The organism is Candidatus Glomeribacter gigasporarum BEG34, assembly GCF_000227585.1.
GTDB classification, from domain to species: Bacteria; Pseudomonadota; Gammaproteobacteria; order Burkholderiales; family Burkholderiaceae; genus Glomeribacter; species Glomeribacter gigasporarum_B.
Genome location: NZ_CAFB01000038.1, coordinates 72085 through 90449, shown reverse-complemented (window position 1 = coordinate 90449; position 18365 = coordinate 72085). Strand labels below are relative to the sequence as shown.

Here is an 18365-nt window from a genome sequence, read left to right as displayed (position 1 = left end):
CGTTAAAACTCTGACTGGGCGGCGCGCGCGGAGACAGGGGGCAGTGTCATTGCGCAGGCTTTTTCAGTCTGTTGTTGCCGGAATGCATCGAGCTGGCGCGCGAGCGCAGGAAAAGCGCGGCCGAGCATCGCAATTGCAAAAAGCGCGGCATTCGCGGCGCCCGCTTCGCCAATTGCAAAAGCCGCCACAGGGATGCCTTTGGGCATTTGGACAATCGAATGCAGTGCATCTATTCCCTGCAAATGAGGGCCAGGAATCGGTACGCCGAGGACGGGCGCCGTCGTTTTCGCCGCAAGCATGCCCGGCAAATGCGCCGCGCCGCCCGCGCCCGCGATAATCGCTGCTAATCCACGCTCCTGAGCGCTTTGTGCATAAGCAAACATCTGGTCAGGCATGCGATGCGCTGAAATCACCCGTGTTTCAACCCGCACATCGAAATGGCGTAACATTTCAACCGCGCGTTTCATCACCGTCCAGTCCGAGACTGAGCCCATCACGACGCTGATGAAAGGACGGGGTTGTGTGTCTGGCATGGCCTGGGTTTTTTAGTCAGCGGATATTATATAAGTGCCGCTAAGCGCCGTAATTCCTATGGATAGCGTATTCTTCCATAGACAAGAGAATTCAGGAGCGGCAAGATGCACCGTGTACATTCTTCAAATGCAAAAGCGACTGCCCGATCCGGCTGGCCAGGCAGTGTATCTGCCACTAAAATCAGGTCTTGACCTGATTTATTTAAGGATACTGCATGGTTAATATTTGATAGTGGCATGGTGGAAAACGATTGTCAGATTAATAGATAAGGATTCGAAATGTTACAAACATCTCAGGTAAATTATTCAGTCATCAATCACAATAGCAGCGGGGCGATTCACTGGATTCACTGCAAAGATGAGGCAGCGCAGAAGGTTCGCGATATTTTTGAAAAATTCGAGCCAGGGCTTTCTCAGCCAGATGTGCTGCAGCCCATTTATTCCAATCTCAAAAACGACCTGAGCCTCGTTGCAGTTGCATCCAGCGAAAACGCGCTCCACGCACTGGAAAACGCAGTGGATAGCGCAATGTGCGCGCTTCAGAATATCCAGAGCGAAGTGTCTCAGAATGAGAGAGCGCCCGTGGACGCGTCTATGGCCGCGCGCATCCAATCCTTTGTCGTCAATATGCTGGCGATGATTTTAGAAGTGCTGAACGCAATTACAGAATTCACAGAGCTGAAGTCGGCCAAACTGGAACGGCTGCAAAATGAAGCGCAGTCTCTTCACAATCTGCTGCAGCAGCAAATCGGACAGGCGTTGTCACAACGCGTGGAGAATCTGAAGAGTCGTGAGAATGCGCTCTATTTATCTTCAAAAGATGCGCGCGCGGCGTCGGAGAAGTTGAGGAGCCAGTTCGGAAACAATTTACGAGAACAGGACACTCTGTGGCAGACACACAAGCAACTGAAGATAGATCAACAGAAGATTGATCAAGAAATGAGCGCCGTTTCAGCGCAAATGGAAGAAGTTCAGAATCAGCTTGACTCAGCCGCCGCAGAGGTCGCAGAGAAGAGAAATTCTTTCACATATAGCCTTCAAAGCGCATTCAATTTTTCAAAAACAAGTGATCAGAATGATGCAAATGTATATCAGACTTTGATGGAGAAAAAATTAGCATTTTCCTCTCGCCACCAAGCACTGAAGAATCAACAAGAGGCAAATTCTAAAGAAATTGAGTTGGCTAAAACACGCGCTAGGAATCTAAGAGATCAGGCTGATGATATCGGCACAGCACATTGGAACGCATTAAAAAATTCGAGGGCATTAGAAGCTCAATATACAGAAGCGCAGCAGGAATATACAAATGCGCAACAGGAACTGGCCCAGTCGTGCGGTCTCGAAGCGCTCAGTACGTCAGGAGAAAAAATTAATCTTCATCCTACAAACCTTACAATAATTTCCTAGAGCCTTTTCGAGATTTCTTCAACCAGCGTGCGGGCAAGCGTTAATTTGTCCGCGCGCGGTAAATGTTTGACTCCAGAAGCGTCAAACAGTGTCAACTCATTCTCATCCTTTCCAAAGGTATCCGGCCCAATATTTCCAACTAAAAGCGGCACGTTTTTAAGCAGCCGCTTTTCTCGTCCGCGCGTCTCAAGATCGTTGCACTCGGCGGCAAAGCCCACGCAAAAAGGCGGTTTGGGTAAGCGCGTCACTGCGGCCAGTATGTCCGGGTTTTCAGTGAAGGCAAAGCGCGGCGCCACACGTTCGCCGTTCTTTTTAATTTTTTCGGCGCTCACTGGCTCAGCGCGCCAGTCGGAAACCGCGGCGACAGCGATAAAAATATCACATGCGATATCACAAGCATTTATGCACGCCATCACCGCCTCATACATTTGCTGCCCCGTCTGCACATCGATACGTGAAACGCCGTCCGGCGTTGGCAACGCAACCGGGCCGGCGATTAACTGAACCTGAGCGCCAGCCTCGGCGGCGGCGCGCGCAAGCGCGAAACCCATTTTGCCGCTCGACCGGTTGGTGATGCCGCGTATTGGATCTAGCGGCTCAAAGGTCGGGCCGGCGGTCAGCAGTACACGTTTATCCTGCAATACTTTCGGCTGAAAGAAGGCCGCGACCGCATTGCACAGCGCACCGGGCTCAAGCAATCGACCTTCGCCGGTTTCGCCGCAGGCTTGAGGGCCGGATGCGGGGCCGAGCACCGTCACGCCGTCCGCACGCAACTGCGCCATATTGCGCTGCGTGGCCGGATGCCGCCACATCTGCCGGTTCATCGCGGGCGCAATCAGCAAAGGGCAATCACGCGCCAGACAAAGCGCTGTCAATAAATCATCGGCGCGGCCCTGCGCGAGCTTGGCGATGCAATCTGCCGACGCGGGGGCAATCAGGAAGGTGTCCGCCACGCGCGCCAGATCGATATGCGCCATATGGCTCGCAATGCGCGGATCCCACTGAGATGTGTAGACCGTTCGCCCGGAAAGCGCCTGCATGGTCACCGGCGTGATAAAGCGCTGTGCTGCATCAGTCATCACCACCTGCACAGTTGCGCCCGCCTGGATGAGAAGACGGGTCAGTTCGGCTGATTTGTAACACGCGATGCCGCCGCTAAGCCCCAGCAACAGATGTTTTCCAGCGAGATCGTTCATGGACGGTTCATGGACGACGTGCCCGTCTCAATTCGTCCAGCACAAGCAGCGCTGCGCCACAGCTGATTGCGCTATCGGCCAGATTGAATGCCGGCCAATGCCAGCCGCGCAGATAGAAGTCGAGAAAATCAATCACATGGCCGTGCAGCAGCCGATCGATCACATTGCCAAGCGCGCCGCCCAGAATCAATGACAATGCGAAACAAAAAAGCGTCCGGTCACGGTATTTTCTGAGCAAATGCGTGATCAGAAGCGCCGCAATGAGGCCAATGGCGGTGAATATCCAGCGTTGCCAGCCGTTCGCATCCGCCAGGAAACTGAACGCCGCGCCGCGGTTATAAGCCAGTACAAGGTTGAGGAAGTGTGCAACAGGCAGCGCCTCGCCCGGCATAAAGTTTCGTAAAACCATGAATTTGGTTAAGCGATCCAGCGCCAGTATGATCAGCGCTACGCTCAACCAGCGCGTGAAGGGCCTGTTCACAGTCGCCCAGCCGGAAATTCCGGGCTTTTTGCGGATAGGCTAAGAGCGCCAGGCAGCGCCAGCAGCCCAAAGAAGAGGATGTAGAAGGCGGGAAATAATAATAGACCGGTCTTGTTGATCATCAGGGTGAGAATCAGGGGGGAAGTGCTGCCCAGCAAAACCGTTGGCAGCGTATAGGCTAAATTCATACCCAGAGAACGCCCGCTAGAAGGGAATTGACTCGCGAGTATCTCCATTAATATTCCGCTCACGCTGCCCGCAAGCAATGCCATCAACAATTGTGTCATCAGCGCATGACTAAAGGATAGGGTTTGAAGCCTGAACCATAGCGGAAATATGAATAGAATGGTCATGATTAAACCGATTTTGACTAAGCGCTGATAACCCAGGCGATGCGCCATATAGCCGCTCGCCAGTTTGAAAACGACCAGCGCAATCAAAGTAAGTGTATTGGTCAGTTGCGCCAGGCGAGGCGGATAATTCAGAAAATGGTTTAGATAAGAGGGCAGCCAGATGGTCAGAACAAAACCGAACACAGTGGCGAATGACATGATCGAAACTGCTGTAAGCATCGGTTTTTTCAAAACAGCACAGGAAGTTGCAATTGAGCGGCCTTCAAGCTTTGTGCTCGGAACGGGAAAATCATGAATTGCCCGCCGCATGGCGATAATGAAAAAAGTCAGCGGAATGCTCAGTAAAAAAGGAAGGCGCCAGGCCCACTGTACAATGGTTTCACGATCAAAATACCAGAATAATAGATTCGCAACCAGCGAAGCAAGCAGCATGCCAAGCGCTATACTGACCATCACCATGCTGCACAACACACTTCTATGATGGGCAGGCGAGGCTTCGAAAACATAACAGCCGTTCAGCGGTAATTCCCCCCCCATCGCGAATCCCTGCACTAATCTTAAGACAAGCAATAAAACAGGAGCCAGCACACCCACAGTGTTATAGGTTGGCAAGAAGCCAATCAGTACCGTTGGCGCTGCCATCATGATGAGCGATATTTTCAGCGCGCGGCCGCGTCCCGCCCAATCTCCGGCAAAACCAAAGAAAATGCTCCCTAGCAGTCTTGCAAGATAGCCGATGGCAAAAACTGCGAAACCCTGAATGAGGCTGCTGATGGAATCGCCTGGACTAAAAAAAATCTGGCCGACAATGCCAGCCAGATAACCATAAATACCGAACTCGTACCATTCAAAGAGGTTGGCGACTAAGCCTATCTTTAAAAGATCACGCGTTGTATTCATGCGTATAGAGCATTTTTCAGCGGCTCGCGCCAGTGGCAATCTCACTGAAAAATGCGCTAGGCCGAGCGCGTAGTCTGGTCACGAGTTCGTGCCAACTCGCGGTTTCTACCTTATCCTGAAGCTTTTGAATATCAGGATTATCCACTCCAGAGAAATCAAAATCCGGAGACATTGCAAATAGCATTTGCACTTCTTTCAAGGTTGGAAGTTCAATAAAATAGCCCTCAATATCAAGATAGAGGAGTAAATGCTGGAGGGCTTGCTGCTCAGGATAATATTCGAGATAAAGCTGAAGCAGGCTGGATAAATTCTGTTGAGGCGTCCGGTCCTGACTATAGGTCAGAATTGCAACAATCTTCCAATTGTCACGGCCCAAGACAGGCCGTTTGATCAGATCCGATATAATCAGGGAACCTTCAAAGGTAAAATAAATCCTGCGGCTGCTTACGCAATGCTTTTGGATTTGCGCTTGAGATTCAAGCCGGTGTATTTCTTTCGACAGTTCCTCCCTGTAATATAAAAAAGAATGGCCGAAATTCCACTTCGTATAAACGCCGTCTGTACCTGTCAAATCATCTACAGTCAGACCATAGATATCCTTGGCTGATTTCAATCCCAGTTTCTCAATCCAGTGATCATTGCTGTAAATATATTTCCCTGTCTGGGCATCTTTTAAGTGCGCAATACAAGGAGCTTCTTCAATCAGATCAGACAGGGCAGCGCTCGCCCCTCTTAACGATTCGTTCGACTCTAACAGGCAATCCACTCCAGAATTCATTTCCTGCTCCTAATTCATACGGGAAAATTCCACTGTACAGGAAAATCCGGATAGATTAAACCCGCCTAATATCAGATCAAGCGCGCCGGGACTGAAAAAGCCAGAGCCGGAAAACTCATGTTTCTGCCTGACAGTTGCGCTTTCACAACCTTCCTTTTATAGTACAAAAATAAACTGGAAAATTAATATTTATTTAAGATTTTAAGGGCTATCATAGCTTTTCAGAATAAAGGAGAACAAAGTGATGTTGACAACTCAGGAAAAAACTGATTTCTCAGCGCGCCTGAAGTGTGCGCTGAGGGAAAGCAATCGCCCTGTTCATGGCGCTGTAGAATTAGCGCGTCTTTTTAATCAGCAATATTGCCCCGGTATTTCAGTGCAGACGGCGCATAAATGGTTGAGTGGCCGCGCAATTCCGGACACCTATAAAATGAGAATGCTGGCTGAATGGCTGGGCGTGCCTGAGCAACAGTTGCGTGATGACTCGCCACATCTCGCGTAAAACCTTCGATGAAGTGATGGCGCCCGTTTATGCGCCATCATCGATCATTCCGCATAAAGCGCGCGCGTCCCGCATTTGGGATATTGAGGGACGCGAGTATATCGACCTGGGCGGCGGAATTGCGGTGACTGCGCTTGGTCATTCGCATCCAGAACTGTTGCGCGCGCTGCATACACAAGCCGACCAAGTCTGGCATTTAAGCAATTATTTTACTAATGGGCCAGTATTGCGTTTGGCTCAAAAACTGGTCGATGCGACTTTTGCAGAGCGCGTATTTTTTGCCAGTTCCGGCACTGAAGCCAACGAAGCGGCGCTTAAGCTCGCGCGCCGCGTTGCGCATGATCGATTTGGCGCCGACAAATACGAAATCATCTCGTTCAATCAATCCTTTCATGGCCGTACGCTGCTGACCGTCTCGGTGGGCGGCCAGCCAAAGTACGCTCAGGGCTTCGGCCCGCCGCCTGGCGGCATTACCCACATTCCGTACAACGATATTGAAGCGGCGCAGCGCACGATATCAAAGCGCGCCTGCGCGGTGATCGTCGAGCCGGTGCAGGGCGAAGGCGGCGTCATTCCCGCGCGGCGCGAATTTCTGCACGCGCTGCGCGCCGCATGCACGCAACACAATGCGCTGCTTATCTTTGATGAGGTGCAGACCGGCGTTGGACGTTGCGGCGCACTCTACGCCTATATGGAATATGGCGTAACGCCGGATATTCTGACCAGCGCCAAGGCGCTCGGCAACGGTTTTCCAGTCAGCGCAATGCTGACGACCGCTGAAATTGCGCAGCACTTTCCGGTCGGCGCACACGGCTCCACCTACGGCGGTAATCCGCTCGGCGCAGCGGTTGCGGAAAAAGTCATTGATCTGGTCAACGATCCAACCCTGTTTGCGGACGTTAAACGAAAACACGCACGCCTTGCCGAAGGCTTGCGGCAAATGGGCGCGCGCTATCGCCTCTTCAAAGAGGTGCGGGGCATGGGCCTGTTGGTCGGCGCGCAAATGGCCGAAGCATTCAAGAATCGCGCCCAGGAACTTATCGCGCTGGGAATTCAGCACGGCGTGTTCGCGCTGACTGCAGGGCCGGATACTGTGCGCTTTGCGCCTTCACTGTTGATTTCGGACGCCGATATGGACGAAGGGCTGGCGCGGCTTGAGGCCGCAGCCGCAACGTTTACCCATACAAACGCGTAGGTTGGAAAGTTTATGCTACAGCAAAGTGCGCTTCCTTCATATCTTCAATCAGATAGACTGGGCCCGTGGGGCATTTATTTGCAACAGGTCGATCGGGTTGCCCCCTATCTTGGGAAATTATCCCGCTGGATTGAGACGCTGAAACGTCCCAAAAAATCGCTGATTGTCGACATACCGGTTGAGCTGGATGACGGCACCATCGCGCATTTTGAGGGGTACCGCATTCAGCACAACACTTCGCGCGGCCCCGGAAAAGGCGGGGTGCGCTTCCATCAGGATGTCACCCTTTCCGAAGTCATGGCGCTCGCCGCCTGGATGTCGATCAAGAACGCAGCCGTCAATCTGCCATACGGCGGAGCGAAAGGCGGCGTGCGCGTCAATCCCCATATGCTCTCAAGAAAGGAAATCGAGCGCATCACGCGCCGCTATACCAGCGAAATCAACGCTGCCATCGGGCCGAATAGCGATATCCCCGCGCCAGACGTGAATACCAACGAACAGGTGATGGCGTGGATGATGGATACCTATTCAATGAATCAAGGGCACACTGTGATGGGCGCTGTCACAGGCAAGCCAGTTGCGCTTGGCGGCAGCCTGGGCCGCAGGGAAGCGACCGGGCGCGGCATCTTTGTCGTAGGGTGTGAAGCGGCGCGCCGGAAAGGGATCGATATTGCGGCGGGCGCGCGCATTGCGATACAAGGATTCGGCAATGTAGGAAGCGTTGCGGCGCGGCTGTTCAGCGAAGCGGGCGCAAAAGTGATTGCGATCCAGGATCATACAGGGACGCTTTACCAGCCCACCGGACTCGATACCGCAAAACTCCTGATGCATGCCGCGCAACATGGCGGCATTGCGGGCTTTGAAGGTGTGCAGACGCTCAATAGCGAAGAGTTTTGGAGACTTGAAACGGACCTTCTGATTCCCGCCGCGCTTGAAGAACAAATTACCGAAAAAAACGCGCCGCATATCCGGACCAGGATTATCGTAGAAGCCGCCAACGGCCCGACGACGCCAACAGCCGACGATATTCTGAATGCGAATGGCATTCTTGTGATTCCAGACGTGATTGCAAATGCGGGGGGAGTCACTGTTTCCTATTTCGAATGGGTGCAAGACTTTTCAAGTTTTTTCTGGACTGAAACCGAAATTAATCGCCGCCTTGAGCAGATCATGTGCGAGGCATTCGCAGCCATATGGCAAATGGCTCAAGAGCATCGGGTCTCAGTGCGCACGGCGGCCTATATTGTGGCGTGCACACGCATTTTGATGGCACGCGAAATGCGCGGTCTATATCCCTGACGAGCAGCGCCCGACTCGGCAATCACGGCCTCGCAGCCATTTATGAAATGACTTCTAGACAATTCTTAAGATCGATCAAAGAAACGGGGATGAGATACGCTGTGCCCAAGTTTTTAAGCACGATACAGTGAATTTGACCCGCCTTGACTTTCTTGTCGCTGCGCATCAAATCGATATAGCGGTCAGCGCCCAATGCAGGCGCGCGCACCGGCAGGCGCGCCGCCTGGATTAATCGCGCCAGACGCGCGCGCCGCGCATATAACAGGCCGCCGCGAATCCGGTCATATCGCCAACCACGCCGCCGCCCAGCGCAATCAGTACGGTTGACGGTCAGCGCGCGTCCAATCGTTGTCTTGCCCGCCCCCATCAAACCAATCAGGAAAATATTGGACGGAATTTGTATATTTTCAGGAGAGTTGTTTTGCACAATGGTTTTTGCAAACTCTAAGAGCATATACATCATATGTGAGGATTCCTGCTACCTTCCGACGCAGCATGGCGCCCGCGCAGTAGATTTGTGATAGGTTCTAAGGATTTTTGGCGACGATATTCGGAGTAATAAACACCAACAATTCGCTTTTATTGCGGGCGCGCTTGCTATGGCGAAACAAAGCGCCGATCAACGGAAGTTGTCTGAGCCACGGTACGCCCGTCACATCCACGCGCTCATCCTGCATAAAAATCCCTCCGATGGAGACCGTGCCGCCGTCTTCAACCTGCACCTGAGTCTGCACATGTTTCGTGTTGATGGCCGGGCCGGAAATGGTTTGCGCACCGACGCTATCCTTGGTGATATCGACATCCAACATCACATGACCGTCCGGCGTGATATTCGGCGTAACTTCCAGTTTCAGTCCAGCGCGCCGGAACTGCACGCCCGATACGCCCGTACCGACTTTAGCCTGATACGGCAATTCAGTGCCCTGTTCAACCAGCGCTTTCACGCGATCCGCGGTGACGACGCGCGGACTCGATAATATCCGCCCGCGCCCATCCGCTTCGAGTGCGCTCAGTTCCAATGCGAGCACGCGATTGGCGCCGACGCCGAACAATGTCCATCCGACCGTCGCCGCGTTCAGTCCAAGCGGACCGGCGGGTAAATCATAGAGCGCGCCATCCTGCGCGCCGAGCAGTCCGCGCGAGACCTTTGTCTTTGACGCACCCAACATCGAAAGACGCGCGCCCAGCGCGCGCGCAAAACCCTCTTCCGCTTCGACAATCCGCGCTTCGATCGCCACTTGCCGCAAGGGTCGGTCAATCGCCTTGAGCATGTCCTGAATCTGTTCGATCCGCGCGGCCAGATCGGTAACGAACAACTGGTTCGTGCGCGGATCGGCAATTGCCGCGCCGCGTTTTGACAATACCCGCTGCGCGCCCGCGCCGGTCAGCAGTTTGCGCACTTCTTCGGCGCGCTGGTAATTCAACTCGAAGAGCCGGCTGGCCAGCGGTTCCAATCCGGCGGCGCGCGCGTGCGTTTCAAGGCGCTGGCGTTCGCGCATGGCCAGTTCTTCAGCGGGCGCGACCCAGATCACATTGCCGTGACGCTGCATCGCCAGTCCCTGCGAGTCCAGCAAGGCATCAAAAGCGCGCCGCCACGGGACTTTATCCAGCCGCAGCGAGACCGCGCCACGCACCCGCTCGCTGGCAATGATGTTTAAACCGGTAAAGTCCGCAAAAGCCTGAAGGACGGCCGTTAATTCCGCATGATGGAATTCAAGACTGATCGGTTCGCCTTCATCCGTGCGCGCGCCGGAGGTTTTGCCCGGTACGCCCGAAAGCCGCTCAGGCGGCGCAAGCGGAACCAGAGAACCTTCGGGCAACGCGGGGATGCGATCCGCGCGCTCTGTTTTTCCCTTGTTTTCGGCGCGCGCGCTCAATATCATCGGCAACGGCGGTTTGAGCGCAGCTTCCGAGGCGACTGCCTCCATTGCAATGATGAGGGTGATCAAAACCAGGGCATTTTTCATGGTTTTGTCCCAAGCGTCGGTTGCGGCGATTTTTGCCGCGCAGAATCCGGCGCGCCCAGCGCCAACGTGCGCTGAACCGCCGCGCCGTCAGACAGAAACAAGGCGGCGTCATCGATACGCCGAACCTTCAGTCCCTCAAAAACATCGCCGGTGTGCAACAGCCTGATTCCCGCGGGCGATTGCACCAGCGCTGCGCGCGCTCGTCCGCGCTGCAGCACGCCAATGAACAGGAGGCTCGCCCCCGGCGCGTCCTGTGGAGAAGCGCCGGCGAGCAGAAATGGATCGGGCAAAGACGCTTGCGCTGAACGGACTGTTTTCTCCGAAGGAAGAGGATCTGCAGCGCGCGTGCCGATCAAGCGCAGCGTGAGCTCAAGCGAACGGCGATTCGCCTGAGTGCGCAACTGCGCCGTCACCGGCGCAACCGGCAAGGGCAATGTTGCAAGCCGGGCAGCGCATTCGGCGAGCGCGCCAAATGCGCCGCTTAAGCGCAACTGGACGCGCCGCTCGCGCCAATGAGGCGCTTGCACGGATTCTCCCGGTTCAAATGCGTCCAGTTTCAGATTCTTGACATCCAGCGCCGGAGCGAACATCTGTAACAGACCTGCATCATCCGGTAGCGCAGCAGGTTGACCGGATACGTTCAATGCGCGCTGCGGCAGCGTGAATTGCTCCGCGGATCGAATGCGCGCTTTGAGCGCTTCAATGGCTGTGTGCTGCGCGCTCAACTGTGCCGCGCTCGAAACCGGCTGAAAATGCCAGCCGGCGGCTAAAGCCAATGCAGCCGTCAACGTGATCGCGCCGCACCGGTGCGCGAGCGTCCAGGCGTCGATGGAATGCGCATAAGCGGCGATAAATGTCCGCATTCGCATCATGACCAGCTCTGTTGCGATGGGCTGCACGCCGCCGCTGCATCCTGCGTCTTCGTGAGTGTTGGTTGAGTCCATTGAAGCCGCGCCCGGAAAGTCAAGTCCGCGGTATCTGTTCCCTTGCGGCGCTGCAGATCGATCAGTTCAACGGCGCTGAAACAGGGCATGCGTTTAAGCGTATCCAGCCAATGTCCGAGCGCCCTTGGACTGGATGCGACGCCCGCCAGCGCGCCGGTTTCCGCTTCGTAATTCAGCTCTGCCAACTGCACTTCTGGCATCGCCGCGCCCGCCAATGCGCTCAGCAGCTTGGTGAATGCGCCGCGCTGTAATTGCAATGCGGTGAGCGCCTGCATACGCGCCTGCGCCTGCTTGTGTTGCGCCAGCGCGGGCTGCAGCGCCGCCAGTTTCCGTTCAAGCGCTTTTTGCCGCTGCGCCATGCGCGCCGCCTCGCGCGTTGCGCCATATCCCGCCGCGCCCGCCAATGCGAACCCCGCCGCAGCGGCGCAGATGAGTTCGCTGCAGTAACGTCTTTTGCGGAGGCGCGCCCGCCCAGTACGGTACGGCAGAAGATTAAAGCCAGCGCGCAGAAAATGTTGCTCCTTCATGCAAAGACTCCACGCAACGCCAATCCGAATGCAACAGCAAATGCCGCATCGTCATTGGCGGTATGTGGTTGAAGCAGCGTATTCGATGGAGCGCCGCAGCAAGCGGCCAGATTCAGCGCACTGACTGGGCAACGCAGCGCTTCACCGAGCCCGGCCAGCATTTGTTCCGCCGCGCCGGATGCATCGAGTTCGCCCGCGGCCAGCACGCGCGCAAGCGGGCGTTTTTGCGCGCAGACGCGCAGCGCATCAGCCAGAGCCGCATGAGATAAACTCTCGCGGGAAATACACTGTTCATGCTGAACGCTGTATCCGCGCAAACTCCATATCTGCACGCTTTGATGCCCAATCCACACCGCGCCATAGAGCGAATTCTCCGCCTGTACATCCGGCTGGCGTTGCGCCGCAAAACAACAGGCGCGCCGCGCCGCCGCGCAATCCAGCTCAACGGTATTCAACCGCAGGCCAGCGCGCGCCAGCGCGTCCAGCCGCGCATCGATATAATGGCGCGGCGCGGCCACAATCCTCAATTGGCCAGGCCGCTGTTCCGGCGCGGCGCGCTGCCAGTCTGCGCATAGTTCAGCCGCCTCAATGCCGAGCCTGCGCTCGGACTCGGTCAGTACCGCAGGCTCGAGCGCATCGAGCGAAGTTGTGGATGAGTGTGCTAAAGCCAAGCCGGCAGCGAGCGCAGAAACGGAGGCTGAATATTCCACTACGGCGCCCTGCGGCAGCGCCGCCGCAATGTGCGCTGCACAGGTTTTCGGTGCATCTGGCTGTTTAGATGGGCGTTGCCCGGCAAAGACCGCCTCCGTGAGCGCCGTACAGACGGCGTCCGGATTGGCCAATTCCGCGCCGTTGACCGCACCTTCGGGCAATGCGCTCATCCCCATGCGCTCAATCTGAACCCGGTGCGGCTTAAACACACTGCGACTTAATACAAGCGCGCGCACCGCGCAAGGATGGAGATCGATCCCAACCGCACGCCGGCGCATCCATTCCGTCAGTAAATTGCGCATTCGGCCTTCCCAGAAACAACTGCGATTCTGGCGATGGACGCGCTGCGCGGGTATTCCGCCGGATGGTTAACGACGCCTGTTCAGAGTACGCTTTCAGGGAAAGCGAGCGGATTCTGTTTGCAAAATATCCGTGGTACCGACGATGAGACTCGAACTCATACGGCTTGCGCCACTACCCCCTCAAGATAGCGTGTCTACCAGTTCCACCACGTCGGCGCATCTGCATGCCTGCATAAACTGTCATTCTACGTGTTCAGGAGAACCGTTACAATGTTCTGTATAAAACACATCTCCTTTATTTCTCCAATCTCAGGATGAAGTCCAGAGGCTTTGCAACAAGCCTGTTCCGCGCGCTGCTCGCGTATTTCGCGTTCTGCGGCGCTGTCGCGTTCTGCGCCTTCTGCGCGGCTCAGACACGCGCGGCGCAGCCGAAGGCGCCGGATACGATGGCCGCGCGCGTCAAAGCGTGCGCCATATGCCACGGTCAACAAGGCGAAGGAACGCACAATGATTATTTTCCGCGCCTGGCGGGTAAGCCAGCCGGTTATCTGGCCGAGCAGATCAGGAATTTCCGCGAAGGCCGGCGCAATTATCCGCCGATGAACGATTTGGTCGCATATTTATCCGATGATTATCTGGATGAAATCGCTGTTTATTATTCAAAACTGCGTCCGCCGCGCGCGCCCTTTGCGCCTTTCGAATCCTCTGTTTCCGCATCCGCCACGCCATCGCGCTTAGCGCGCGGCCGGATGCTTGCGCAAAAGGGCGATGCGGAAAAAGGCATCCCCGCCTGTATCGCCTGCCACCATCAAACCCTGGCGGGCATGCAACCGTCCATTCCCGGTCTGTTAGGACTCTCAGCCGATTACATCCGCGCGCAGCTGGGCGCATGGCGTTCGGGCGCGCGGCGCGCGGCCTCGCCGGATTGTATGCAGGCCATCTCGGCCCGTTTGTCCGACGAGGATATTAGCGCGACCGCGTATTGGCTTTCGATGCAGCCGTACAACCCCGATCTTGCGCCCGCGCCCGCGGGCTCTGTTCAATTGCCGCTGCAATGCGGTAGCGCGCCGCATTGAGGGACCGTATGTCACGCAGGATTCTGTTCATCATACTGGCTGTTTTGATCGTCGCCGGCGGTGCGGTGACGGTGGCGCTATTTGGACGTTTTGATCGTCAAGCGCCGTTGGCGAACAGACAGGCATTTGTGATGCCCTCCGATCCGGCCAGGCGCGCCGAACTGATCCGACGCGGTGAATATCTGGCGCGCGCAGGCGATTGCATTGCATGCCATACCACGCGCGGCGGCCAGCCGTTCGCCGGCGGACTGGCGATGCCAACGCCATTCGGCACCCTGTATACGCCGAACATCACGCCAGATGATGAGACCGGCATTGGCGCATGGAGCGCTGAAGATTTTTACCGGGCGATGCACGCCGGGCGCGGTAAAGATGGCCGTCTTCTCTATCCAGCCTTTCCATTTCCAAGTTATACCCGCGTTGCGCGCGCTGATTCGGACGCGATTTATGCCTACCTGCGTTCCCAAGCAGCCGTTCACCAGCCCAACCGCCCCAACGAAATGCAGTTTCCGTTCAGCTTCCGCCCCTTGTTAATTGGCTGGCGTCTGCTGTTTTTTTTCCAAAGGCGAATTCAGGCCCGACCCAGCGCAATCCGCGCAGTGGAATCGCGGCGCTTATCTCGTTGAAGGGCTGGGACATTGCAGTATGTGTCATACCAGTATCAATCTGCTTGGCGGAGAAAATAAAAAAGCCTCCTTTTCAGGCGGCCTGATTCCATTGCAAAACTGGTATGCGCCCTCCCTGACATCGAGCGAGGCCGGTTTAGCCGGCTGGACGCTTGACGATATCACCGGTCTTCTGAAAACTGGCATCTCGCAACGCGGCGCGGTATTCGGCCCGATGTCCGAGGTGGTCCATAACAGTTTGCAGTATCTGTCGGATACCGATATCCGCGCGATGTCGACGTATCTAAAGGCCCTGCCCCAGAACAAAGAACCGCCTCAGCCGGTGCAATACAAGGTATCGAAACCACTGGGCGAAAAGCTGCGCGCGGATGGCAGGAAAATTTATACGCAGCTCTGCGCCGTCTGCCATGAAGAGAATGGCTTGGGGCGTCCGCCGCACTGGCCGCCGCTCGCCAATAATCAGTCAATCCAGATGCACTCCGCGGTCAATCCAATCCGGATGGTGCTGGAAGGCGGCTATCCGCCATCGACGGCGGGCAATCCGCGTCCATATGGCATGCCGCCGTTCGCGCAGCTACTCTCCGATCAGGAAATCGCCGCCGTGGTGACCTATATCCGGACTTCATGGGGTAATCGCGGCGCGCCCATTTCGCCGCAGCAGGTCAATGATCTGCGTTAAAAAATTTCCCGATCCAAGCCTGCTTTGCACCGCGCGTTTATTTGCGCTCATTGCACTCTGGTTCTTGCCGTTTTCAACCGCCATCACCAATGTTTCGATGCTGCTCTTCGCAGGCGCGACGCTGCTGGCCAAACAAACATGGCGGCGGGGATATCAGGTGGCGCGCCACCCCGCGGGAAGGCTTGCCTTGCTGCTTTTTGCGGCGCTTGCATTGAGCATGTGCTATAGCGCCGCGCCGTTTTCTGAAAGCATGTTATGGCTGGTGAAATACCGGAAACTTCTGTTTATTCCGCTGCTGTTGATTGCCTTTCAAGGCGTGGACTGGAGCGGGGCGGCCCGTTCAGGACTGTTCGCGAGCCTGACGGCAAGCCTGCTGCTCTCCATTACAAATTACTTCAATCTGACCTCAATCGGCACCCTGTACGATGCAACCGCGCTGATTACTCATGCCTGGGTGTTCAAGAACCATATTACGGCGGGGCTTTTTTCAGCTTTACTCTTCAATATGTCGATGGATATGGCGGCATCGGCGCGGCGCAAAACTGTCAAAGCGGCGCTTTATGCGCTGGCGCTGGTTACGCTTATCCATATCTTCGTGATGCTGCAAAGCCGTACCGCGCAACTGATTACCATTCTCCTGACACTCTATCAAACATATCGTTTGGCGCGGCCTGAGCGCAGCCCGCCAGAGCATTTTTCGGCGAGCTCATACGACGAGCGCGAAGCGACACCGTGCAAGCCGCTGAAAAATGCTCTGGAACGGCGTGCGCTTTGGCGCGCCTGTATCTTCGGCGTATCCTGCGCATTTTTAATCGGCGCGCTCATTTATCTAAAGGGGAGCCGTCTCACCCAAATGGGCGCTGAAATCGCGGCTTACCAGCAGCGCAATGAAGCCACTTCTGCCGGACTGCGGATTGAATGGACGCGCAAGAGCCTTGTATTGTTTGCCCAACGCCCGCTGTTTGGTTATGGCGTCGCCAGTATCCGCCGGGAGTTTGAGAAGATGAACGCTGGAAATGAGGGTGCGCGCGGCGCCATAACGGCAAACCCGCATAATCAGTATTTATTGATGGCTGCTGAACTCGGTCTGCTTGGATTGGGATTATTGATCTGTCTTCTGATTCAGATTGCGCGCGCGGCGGCGCGTCTTGCGGCTCCGGCACGCCATCTGCTGGGCTGCTGGCTGTTTATATTCGCGGCGGGCTGTCTAGCGAATTCCTTGCTGCTTGATTTTTCTGAAGGATATTTATTGGTGCTGCTTAGCGGCATCTTGCTGGGTTGCGCGGGCTGCTCCCGGAACCCGTCCACAAACTGCGGCGAGAAGCCATACGGCGAACGCATCGCTGCACCGTGCAAATCATTGAAAAATGCGCTATGAATCACGTGCCTGGGAAGCTGCGGCTGAGTGTCATCATCATCACGCTCAACGAAGCACATCACATCACTGAGTGCATCGATTCCATAAAAAGCATTGCCTCTGAAATCATTGTGCTGGACTGCGGAAGTGAAGATGAAACGCAAGCGCTCGCGCGTGCGCACGGTGCACGCGTGATGCAAAACACCGGTTGGCCTGGTTTCGGGCCGCAGAAAAACCGCGCGTTGGCGCGCGCGCAGTTTGCATGGATTCTGTCGCTGGATGCGGACGAGCGCGCGACGCCGGCTCTATGCGCTGAAATCGCGCGCGCCGTGCGCAACGAAGGCTATACCGCTTATGCCATACCGCGCCGCACGCAATTCTGCGGGCGATGGGTGCGCCATTCGGGCTGGACGCCGGATGATGTCGTGCAATTGTTTCGCCGCGGTCAGGCCCGTTTCAGCGAACACGCGGTTCATGAGCATGTCAGGGTGGAGGGAAGCATCGGACATCTGACGCAGCCGCTTGAACACTACAGTTACCGGTCACAGCGCGAGGTCAATGAAAAAGTGCAGCGTTATGCGCGCGCCGGCGCGCAGGAACTGCATCGCGCCGGCATCCGCGGCGGCTTTTGCAAGGCGTTGCTGCATGGCGGGTGGGCATGGTGGCGCACTTTCATATGGCGTCTGGGTTTCCTGGATGGGTGGACTGGCTGGGCGATTGCCGCGATGAACGCGCGCACTGCCTGGTTGAAATACAAATATTTAGGTGCGGCAAGGGGCGCTGCGCCGACCAGCGCCGCTGTGCGAAATTCCTGAAAAATACTCTATGGAAACATCGGAGCGAATGTTGCTGAAGAATCAGGCCTGGGCGCGGGAAATGGTGGCGCGCGATCCGGATTTTTTTCTGCGCAATATAAATGGCCAAAGTCCGGCTGCGCTCTGGATTGGATGCGCCGATAGCCGCGTGCCGGCGGAATATACGATCAGCGCTCAGCCGGGCGACTTGTTTGTGCATCGCAACATCGCGAATCTGGTGAGCGAATCCGATCTGAATGTCATGAGCATTGTGCAATATGCGCTCATCGAGCTGAAGATCAGACATATCATTGTATGCGGTCATCACGGTTGCGGCGGCGTGCGCGCTTCGATGGCGCCGGAACGCGAAGAATTGCTGTACGTCAATCGTAAGCTGAAGCCGCTGCGGGAACTCTACCGCTATCATTCTGATGAAATCGATCCTCTGAAAGACGAGGCGATACGCGTCAACCGTCTTGTTGAACTGAATGTGCTTGAGCAAGTGCGCAATCTGTATAGAAGCAGCGTGGTCCAGCGCGCGCGGCAATCCGCGCATCCTCTTCTTTTGCATGGCTGGGTGTATGATATCCGCAACGGCAGGTTGTCCGAGCTTGTGACAATCGATGCTTCAACGGATGCCGATGCCCTTTTTTGAACGCCGCTGGCGAGCAGAAGCGGCGAATTTCTATCGGATTTGATCGAGAATTATTCGGTACAAACCGCTGAAAAAGCCTCTAA

Annotated in this window: 18 protein-coding genes, 1 tRNA gene and 1 pseudogene; 9 read left to right on the top strand and 11 right to left on the bottom strand. The window is 55.8% G+C overall.

The features are described from left to right. Nucleotides 1–2 precede the first annotated feature (2 nt). Nucleotides 3–533 (bottom strand): 5-(carboxyamino)imidazole ribonucleotide mutase, encoded by a 531-nt coding sequence (gene purE / locus CAGGBEG34_RS03330; RefSeq protein ID WP_042687925.1) that lies wholly within the window; start codon nt 531–533, stop codon nt 3–5. Between the two features lie 594 nt (nt 534–1127). On the opposite strand from purE, the gene CAGGBEG34_RS03325 reads away from it, so the two are divergent. Then, nucleotides 1128–1940, top strand: coding sequence for a coiled-coil domain-containing protein (locus CAGGBEG34_RS03325; protein ID WP_158641784.1), 813 nt, complete (start codon nt 1128–1130; stop codon nt 1938–1940). Here CAGGBEG34_RS03325 and coaBC read toward each other — a convergent pair. The 4 genes from coaBC to CAGGBEG34_RS03305 are packed head-to-tail and all read right to left on the bottom strand — an operon-like array spanning nt 1937 to nt 5648. Continuing rightward, the gene (gene coaBC / locus CAGGBEG34_RS03320; protein ID WP_006682447.1) at nt 1937–3136 is read right to left on the bottom strand and encodes a bifunctional phosphopantothenoylcysteine decarboxylase/phosphopantothenate--cysteine ligase CoaBC; all 1200 of its coding nucleotides are present in this window, start codon (nt 3134–3136) and stop codon (nt 1937–1939) included. The genes CAGGBEG34_RS03325 and coaBC overlap by 4 nt on opposite strands. Nucleotides 3137–3143: 7 nt before the next feature. Next, nucleotides 3144–3617 carry a signal peptidase II gene (gene lspA / locus CAGGBEG34_RS03315; RefSeq protein WP_006682446.1) on the bottom strand — a complete coding sequence of 158 codons (474 nt, stop codon included), beginning with the start codon at nt 3615–3617 and terminating at the stop codon, nt 3144–3146. Then, complete coding sequence (locus CAGGBEG34_RS03310; protein WP_006682445.1) at nt 3614–4870, bottom strand: MFS transporter; 1257 nt, start codon at nt 4868–4870, stop codon at nt 3614–3616. The genes lspA and CAGGBEG34_RS03310 overlap by 4 nt, the downstream gene beginning before the upstream one ends. 16 nt (nt 4871–4886) lie before the next feature. Continuing rightward, nucleotides 4887–5648 (bottom strand): hypothetical protein, encoded by a 762-nt coding sequence (locus tag CAGGBEG34_RS03305; protein ID WP_006682444.1) that lies wholly within the window; start codon nt 5646–5648, stop codon nt 4887–4889. Nucleotides 5649–5892: 244 nt separating this feature from the next. Between CAGGBEG34_RS03305 and CAGGBEG34_RS03300 the strand changes: the two genes are divergently transcribed. From CAGGBEG34_RS03300 to CAGGBEG34_RS03290, 3 genes are read left to right on the top strand one after another with little or no spacing between them, the layout of a single operon-like run. After that, nucleotides 5893–6150 (top strand): transcriptional regulator, encoded by a 258-nt coding sequence (locus tag CAGGBEG34_RS03300; protein WP_006682443.1) that lies wholly within the window; start codon nt 5893–5895, stop codon nt 6148–6150. Continuing rightward, the gene (locus CAGGBEG34_RS03295) at nt 6128–7345 is read left to right on the top strand and encodes an acetylornithine/succinyldiaminopimelate transaminase (protein ID WP_006682442.1); all 1218 of its coding nucleotides are present in this window, start codon (nt 6128–6130) and stop codon (nt 7343–7345) included. The genes CAGGBEG34_RS03300 and CAGGBEG34_RS03295 overlap by 23 nt, the downstream gene beginning before the upstream one ends. A gap of 12 nt (nt 7346–7357) precedes the next feature. Next, nucleotides 7358–8644 (top strand): Glu/Leu/Phe/Val family dehydrogenase, encoded by a 1287-nt coding sequence (locus tag CAGGBEG34_RS03290; protein WP_006682441.1) that lies wholly within the window; start codon nt 7358–7360, stop codon nt 8642–8644. Nucleotides 8645–8684: 40 nt separating this feature from the next. Here CAGGBEG34_RS03290 and CAGGBEG34_RS12315 read toward each other — a convergent pair whose 3' ends face one another. From CAGGBEG34_RS12315 to CAGGBEG34_RS03260, 6 genes are all read right to left on the bottom strand, one after another. Continuing rightward, nucleotides 8685–9107, bottom strand: coding sequence for a hypothetical protein (locus CAGGBEG34_RS12315; RefSeq protein WP_042687919.1), 423 nt, complete (start codon nt 9105–9107; stop codon nt 8685–8687). Between the two features lie 64 nt (nt 9108–9171). Further along, nucleotides 9172–10611 carry a type IV pilus secretin PilQ gene (locus CAGGBEG34_RS03280; protein ID WP_081463726.1) on the bottom strand — a complete coding sequence of 480 codons (1440 nt, stop codon included), beginning with the start codon at nt 10609–10611 and terminating at the stop codon, nt 9172–9174. Then, nucleotides 10608–11555, bottom strand: coding sequence for a hypothetical protein (locus CAGGBEG34_RS03275; protein ID WP_158641783.1), 948 nt, complete (start codon nt 11553–11555; stop codon nt 10608–10610). The genes CAGGBEG34_RS03280 and CAGGBEG34_RS03275 overlap by 4 nt, the downstream gene beginning before the upstream one ends. Further along, nucleotides 11480–12082, bottom strand: a complete 603-nt coding sequence (locus CAGGBEG34_RS09590) for a PilN domain-containing protein (RefSeq protein ID WP_006682439.1) — start codon at nt 12080–12082, stop codon at nt 11480–11482. The genes CAGGBEG34_RS03275 and CAGGBEG34_RS09590 overlap by 76 nt, the downstream gene beginning before the upstream one ends. Then, on the bottom strand, nt 12079–13095 hold the full coding sequence (gene pilM / locus CAGGBEG34_RS03265) for a type IV pilus biogenesis protein PilM (RefSeq protein ID WP_006682438.1): 1017 nt from the start codon (nt 13093–13095) through the stop codon (nt 12079–12081). Before pilM ends, CAGGBEG34_RS09590 begins: the two co-directional genes overlap by 4 nt. Before the next feature lie 131 nt (nt 13096–13226). Further along, nucleotides 13227–13311: transfer RNA gene (locus CAGGBEG34_RS03260), tRNA-Leu, on the bottom strand. A 98-nt stretch (nt 13312–13409) separates the two neighbouring features. On the opposite strand from CAGGBEG34_RS03260, the gene CAGGBEG34_RS03255 reads away from it, so the two are divergent. From CAGGBEG34_RS03255 to CAGGBEG34_RS03235, 5 genes and pseudogenes are all read left to right on the top strand, one after another. Then, nucleotides 13410–14171 (top strand): c-type cytochrome, encoded by a 762-nt coding sequence (locus CAGGBEG34_RS03255; protein WP_006682437.1) that lies wholly within the window; start codon nt 13410–13412, stop codon nt 14169–14171. Nucleotides 14172–14179: 8 nt separating this feature from the next. Continuing rightward, nucleotides 14180–15476 (top strand): annotated as a pseudogene (locus CAGGBEG34_RS03250) (c-type cytochrome). Beyond that, nucleotides 15463–16854 carry an O-antigen ligase family protein gene (locus tag CAGGBEG34_RS03245; RefSeq protein WP_006682436.1) on the top strand — a complete coding sequence of 464 codons (1392 nt, stop codon included), beginning with the start codon at nt 15463–15465 and terminating at the stop codon, nt 16852–16854. Before CAGGBEG34_RS03250 ends, CAGGBEG34_RS03245 begins: the two are co-directional and overlap by 14 nt. 5 nt (nt 16855–16859) lie before the next feature. After that, on the top strand, nt 16860–17648 hold the full coding sequence (locus CAGGBEG34_RS03240) for a glycosyltransferase family 2 protein (protein WP_006682435.1): 789 nt from the start codon (nt 16860–16862) through the stop codon (nt 17646–17648). Nucleotides 17649–17676: 28 nt separating this feature from the next. After that, nucleotides 17677–18282, top strand: a complete 606-nt coding sequence (locus CAGGBEG34_RS03235; RefSeq protein ID WP_238984947.1) for a carbonic anhydrase — start codon at nt 17677–17679, stop codon at nt 18280–18282. The last annotated feature ends 83 nt before the right edge of the window (nt 18283–18365 follow it).